This is a genomic window from Brevundimonas sp., from assembly GCF_023259385.1.
Taxonomy (GTDB): domain Bacteria; phylum Pseudomonadota; class Alphaproteobacteria; order Caulobacterales; family Caulobacteraceae; genus Brevundimonas.
The window spans coordinates 1-5,500 of sequence record NZ_JAHFPF010000233.1 but is presented as its reverse complement, the minus strand read 5'-3'; the positions used below and the strand labels follow the sequence as shown (position 1 = coordinate 5,500).

Genomic DNA, 5,500 nt, shown 5'->3' with positions numbered 1-5,500 from the left:
CAGCCAACGACACTGGCATGAGGGCGAGGACGAATTCGTCTGGGTCGTCTCGGGCGAAGTGGTCCTGATCGAGGACGAGGGCGAGACGATCTTGCGTCCCGGCGACTGCGCAGGGTTCAAGGCGGGCGTCCCGAACGGTCACAAGATCGAGAACCGCTCCGGCGAGGAGGCGGTCCTGCTGGAAGTGGGAACCCGCACGCCGGGCGGGGATTGCGGCGACTATCCCGACATCGACATGGTCTTCAACCAGGCCGGCTATTTCCATCGCGACGGAACCCCCTATCCGAAAGTTGATCGCCGCACGTGACCGTTGAAAGCCTCGACGCCGGCTCACCCACGCCGCCGGTTCCGCCTCCGCCGCCTGAAGGGCCCGCCAGTCCGTGGGGCATCCGCGACTTCCGCCTGCTGTGGTTCGGCCGCGTTGTCGCCGTGCTGGCGATCCAGATCCAGTCGTCGGCCCTGCTGTGGCAGGTCTATGAGATCGCCCGGCGCGACCATCCGGTGGCCGAGGCCAGCCTCTATCTGGGTCTCGTCGGCCTGTGCCAGTTCCTGCCGCTGCTGGCCTTCACCCTGCCCGCCGGGGCCATGGCGGACCGGCGCGATCGCAAGAAGACGGTGTGGATCTCCATCCTGGTCGAGGCTTCCTGCGCGGCCTCCTTCCTGGCCATGGCCCTTCACGGCTCGCCGCCGCTGTGGGGCCTGCTGGCGGTCGCCGCCGTCTTCGGCGCGGCGCGGGCCTTCCTGGCGCCCGCCAGTCAGGCCTTCCTGCCCATGGTCGTCGGCCGCAAGGCCCTGCCGCCCGCCATCGCGGCCCAGTCCATCGCCTTCCAGACCGGGGCCATCGCCGGCCCGGCGCTGGGCGGAGTGATCGTCGGGGTCAATGTGCCGCTGGCCTATGCGGTGTCGCTGGGCATGTTCCTGCTGGCCGTCGCCGCCTTCATCCTGATCAAGACCGGCGGCAAGCCCGCGCCGGTCGAGGGCAAGCTGTCGCCGCTGGAATCGGTGAAGGAAGGGCTGGCCTATGTCTGGCAGACCAAGATCGTGCTGGGCGCCATCTCGCTGGATCTCGTTGTCGTCCTGCTGGCGGGCGTAGCCCTGCTGACGCCGATCTTCGCGCGCGACATCCTGCATGTCGGGCCGGAAGGCTTCGGCCTGCTGCGCGCCTCGTTCGGCGTCGGCGCCATGGCGGTGGCCATCTATCTGAGCCGCTATCCGATCGTGAAGCACGGTGGCCGCTGGATGTTCGCGGCGGTGGCGGTGTTCGGTCTGTGCACCCTGACCTTCGGGTTGTCGAAGATCGTCTGGCTGTCGGGTTTGGCCCTCTTCATCGGCGGCGGGGCGGACATGATCAGCGTCAACATCCGCCAGACCCTGATCCAGCTGGCCACGCCCGACCACATGCGCGGCCGGGTCAGCTCGGTGTCCATGCTGTTCATCGGCGCGTCGAACGAACTGGGCGAGGCCTACTCCGGCCTGATGGTCCGGATCCTCGGTGCGGTCGGCGCGGCCTGTTTCGGCGGTGTCGGCGCGCTGGTCGCCACGGGCGCCTGGGCGGCGATGTTCCCGGGACTGAGGAAGGCGGACAAGCTCTCGTAGGGTCGAGGGCTGAGGGGCGAGGGTCGAGGCAGAAGGCGGCGTAACCTCGCCCCTCGCCCTAGGTCAGCCCCAGGGCCGGAAGTGTTTCGACAGCTTCAGCCCCTGGCTCTGATAGTGGCTGCCGCTCTCGCCGTAGAGGCGCGAGGGGCGTTCGGTCAGGGGCTCGTAGACCAGCCGGGCGACGATCTGGCCGTGCTCCAGAAGGAAGGGGGTGTCGTGGGTGCGAACCTCCAGCACGCCCTTGGAGCCCGCGCCGTGCGCCTCGTCCGTGCCGAAGCCCGGATCGAAGAAGCCGGCGTAGTGGACGCGGAATTCGCCCACCGAGGGATCGATGGGGGTCATCTCGGCGGCCTGGTCGACCGGGATCTCGACGTCGTCCGACGAGGCCAGGATGTAGAACTCGCCCGGATCCAACAGCAGTTCGCCGCGACGCAGGGTGAGCGGCTCCCAGAAATCCTTGGGGTCGTGGCCGTCGATGTGGTCCAGATCGACCACCCCGGCATGACGGCGGCCGCGGAAGCCGACGATGCCGTTTTCGCCGCCCGACAATTCAACGCCGACCGAGCGGGTCTCCAGCTTGGGCGGTTCGCCCGCCTTGAGGCGCAGTTGGTTCAGGCGGGTGCCCGGGCGCACCAGGATGGAGAAGGTCTGGGGCGCGATCTCAAGATACAGCGGCCCTTCATAGCCCTCGTCCACGTCGTCGAAGCTGCCGCCGCGGTCGGTCAGCAGGCGCACGAAGACATCGACGCGGCCGGTTGAACTCTTGGGATTGGCGCGGGCGATCAGACCCTTGGGCAGGCTCAGTCGTTCCTGCAGCTTGGCGATGTAGACGCAGCCCTTTTCCAGCACATAGCCGGCGGACAGGTCGATGGTGTGCATGGCCACGTCGGCGATGCGGTCCTCGACGTTGCGCCGACCGGGCAGGAAGGAGGCGCGCACACGCCAGGCCACGGAGGACAGGCGCAGGTCCAGGCTGGCCGGCTGCACCTGGTCGGCGTCGAAGGGGGTGTCCGAGGCGATCGCGCCGCCGGCGATCAGGGCTTCGATGGACTGGGCGGGCAGGATGCCCGGACGGGGAGCAATGAATGACGTCATGCCTTCCGCTTACACGAATTTGCGGCCTGTCTCTCCCGTCTCGTCGGTCGGATGAGCCACGGTTCCGCTTGACGCGCGTCTGGGTTCAGGGACCATTCGCGCATGCACGACCGCCCCGCCTACGAAGCTGAAACCGAAGGCATTGTGGTGCGCGTCCGGCCCAGTTTCCTGGCGGGCCAGTCGGACCCCGTCTCGGGCCGCTGGGTCTGGGCCTATCAGGTCGAGATCGTGAACCTGTCGCCCTCGCCGGTGCAGCTGGTGGCGCGCCGTTGGCTGATAACGGACGCGCGCGGCCACACCGAGGAGGTGCGCGGTCCCGGCGTGGTCGGCGAACAGCCGACGATCCAGCCGGGCGACAGCTATTCCTACGCCTCGGGGTGTCCGCTGGGCACGCCGTCGGGCTCCATGGTCGGCGGCTATTCCATGGTTGACGACCTGGGCCGGATGTTCGAGGCCGCCATTCCCGCCTTCAGCCTGGATGTGCCGGGCGAGCGGCGGGTGCTGAACTAGGGCCCGCCCGGGCGAACAGCTCCTGCGTGAGTTCGCGCACCAGATCCGCCACATGGACGATGGCCGGGTCGTGGGCGCGCCGCCGGTGCCAGGCCAGGTGCAGCGGAAAGCCTTCCACCGAGATCGGCGGTGGGAAGAAGACGAGACCGTGGGCATGGCCCAACGTCGCCGCCACGCCGCTGGGCAGCATGGAGATCAGATCCGTCGCCGCCAGCAGCGGCGGGACCAGGGCGAAGCCGGGGACCGTGACCGCGACCCGTCGCACCCGGTCCAGCCGGGCCAGGGCGGCATCAAGGGCGCCCCGCGTCTGGCCGGTCCCCGAGACCAGCACATGCGGCCAGGCCAGCCAGCGGTCGAGATCGAAACCCCGGGCGGCGGGATGGTCGCGCCGCATGGACACGACATAGGTCTGTTCGCCCAGCAGTTCGCGGCGGAAGTCGGGCTCGACGCGCGGGAAGACCGACAGGGCCAGGTCCGCATCGCCGCGCTCCAGCGCTTCCAGCGCATTCTCCGAACTGCGCCAGCTCTCGAAGACGAGGTCGATGCCGGGAGCTGTCTCCCACAGCCGGGCCACGAGCGGCGGCGCCAGGAAGCCGGTGGTGAAGTCATCGACGACGAAGCGCACGGTCTGGCGCAATTGATCCAGCGGGATGTCGACCGGCGCCAGCAGGTCCCGCGTCTCTTCCAGCACCGCCCGTAGCGGCGCCCGCAACGCCTCCGCCCGGTGCGTCAGCCGCATGCCCGCCCCGCTGCGCTCCAGCAGAGGGTCGCCGAACAGGGCGCGGCAACGGTCCAGCGCGCTGGAGGTCGCCGGCTGCGACAGGCCCAGCCGCACCGCCGCCCGCGTGACATGCGCCTCGTCCAGCAGGGCGTCGAGGATCACCAGCAAATTGAGATCGACCGAGCGAAGATGCATCAGACGAATAGTCCATGATATGATCTATCCATTGGATTGATCATCCGCTCGCGGACACCCTGCCGTCAACCACGGAGGTGTTCCCGATGACCCAGACCCTGATCCTGCTGTTCCACCCTGATATCGCCAACTCGCGCGCCAACGCCGCCCTCGCTAACGCCGCGGCCTGCCTGCCGGGCGTCGAGGTCGCCGACCTGCACGCCCTCTATCCGGACGGGGTGATCGACGACGACGCCGAGGTGGCCCGCCTGCTCGCCGCCGACCGGATCGTGCTGCAGTTTCCGTTGCAGTGGTACTCGACCCCGCCGCTGCTCAAGGCCTGGCAGGACCTGATCCTGACACGGATGTTCTACATCGACTACGAGGCCGAGGGGCGTCGTCTGGAAGGCCGGCCGATCATGGTCGCCGTCACTGCCGGCAATACGGCCCAGGCCTATGAACCCGGCGGCCGCAACCTCTATCCCCTGACCGACCTGCTGCGGCCCCTGGAGGTCACGGCCAATCGCTGCGGCCTGCCCTGGGCCGAACCCTTCGTCCTGTTCGAGGCCAACAAGCTGGAGGCCTCCGCCCTGTCGGAGGCCGGACGGCGCTTCGTTTCCAGGCTGAAGGACTGGGGCGGGTCGGACCCGGCGCCTCCCGGCCCGGTCGCCGCGCCGGTCCGTCCGCGCGACAAGCCGGTTCCGGCGTCGCTGGCCGTCGCGGCCCTGATGCTGCCGGTCATCGTGATCGCAGAGATGGTTCTGGCGGCGCTGTCGTGGTCGTCGGGCGAGGGGCCGTGGAGTTGGCATTTGATGGCGGGCGCGGCTTTGCTCGCGCCGATCGGCTGGATCTTCTTCAGCGCTCTGGGGCGGGCGTCCGCCAGGCCGCTGCGGCCCTGGGCCGTGCTGCTGGCCGGGGCGGGCCTGGTCCACGCCCTCGTCTCGGGGCCGGGCGCCGGACGCGCGGCGACCGGCGGGCTGATCGCCCTGATCGGCGTCGTGCTGCTGGCGAAGATCGGAAAGCGCCGTCGGCGACTGGCCCGTATCGCGGGACCCGTCATCGCCTCGGTCTGAGAGGGGAGGGTGAGGGGCTGCGTCAACCCGGATAACCGCAGCCCCGCCCCCTGCTCCATCGTCGCGGCGGGCGCGGCGTCGGAGCGGACGGCGGCCCCTCTAGGGGCCATTCGTGACAGCCATGTGGCTGGATAAGAAAAAGGCGGCCCGCCGGGTGGAGCGAGCCGCCTTGGTCAGGTCAATGCGACCTAGATATAGCGGCGCAGGCTGCGGGCCAGTTCGCTGGCGCCGTCCTTGCCGCCCTTGCGGACCTGCGGCTGGTAGGCGACGCGGGCGTGCTCCATGCAGTAGACGCCTTCCGAGGCGCGGCGGCCGCAGAAGCTGAACTCGG

7 protein-coding genes are annotated in these 5,500 nt (G+C 69.4%); 4 read left to right on the top strand and 3 right to left on the bottom strand.

The window, feature by feature from the left end:
• Both Q0C81_RS15295 and Q0C81_RS15290 read left to right on the top strand, forming a co-directional pair.
• A partial coding sequence (locus tag Q0C81_RS15295; RefSeq protein ID WP_291839816.1) for a cupin domain-containing protein occupies positions 1–307 on the top strand: 307 nt, incomplete at its 5' end.
• Positions 304–1,596 (top strand): MFS transporter, encoded by a 1,293-nt coding sequence (locus tag Q0C81_RS15290; RefSeq protein ID WP_291839813.1) that lies wholly within the window; start codon positions 304–306, stop codon positions 1,594–1,596. The genes Q0C81_RS15295 and Q0C81_RS15290, both read left to right, overlap by 4 nt.
• 63 nt (positions 1,597–1,659) lie before the next feature.
• On the opposite strand, the gene Q0C81_RS15285 is transcribed toward Q0C81_RS15290, so the two are convergent.
• Complete coding sequence (locus Q0C81_RS15285; protein WP_291839810.1) at positions 1,660–2,691, bottom strand: 2'-deoxycytidine 5'-triphosphate deaminase; 1,032 nt, start codon at positions 2,689–2,691, stop codon at positions 1,660–1,662.
• Between the two features lie 102 nt (positions 2,692–2,793).
• Between Q0C81_RS15285 and apaG the strand changes: the two genes are divergently transcribed.
• Positions 2,794–3,201: a Co2+/Mg2+ efflux protein ApaG gene (gene apaG, locus Q0C81_RS15280; protein WP_291839807.1), complete on the top strand. Its 408-nt coding sequence runs from the start codon at positions 2,794–2,796 to the stop codon at positions 3,199–3,201.
• Here the strand turns inward: apaG and Q0C81_RS15275 are convergent.
• Entirely contained in the window at positions 3,161–4,117 is a 957-nt protein-coding gene (locus Q0C81_RS15275) for a LysR family transcriptional regulator (protein ID WP_291839804.1), read from the bottom strand. The two genes, apaG and Q0C81_RS15275, sit on opposite strands and share 41 nt — an antisense overlap.
• Positions 4,118–4,203: 86 nt before the next feature.
• Here Q0C81_RS15275 and Q0C81_RS15270 point away from each other — a divergent pair, with 86 nt between their 5' ends.
• Entirely contained in the window at positions 4,204–5,169 is a 966-nt protein-coding gene (locus tag Q0C81_RS15270) for an NAD(P)H-dependent oxidoreductase (RefSeq protein ID WP_291839801.1), read from the top strand.
• A gap of 188 nt (positions 5,170–5,357) precedes the next feature.
• On the opposite strand, the gene Q0C81_RS15265 is transcribed toward Q0C81_RS15270, so the two are convergent.
• The coding region (locus Q0C81_RS15265) for a GcrA family cell cycle regulator (protein ID WP_291839819.1) at positions 5,358–5,500 on the bottom strand (143 nt) is incomplete at its 5' end.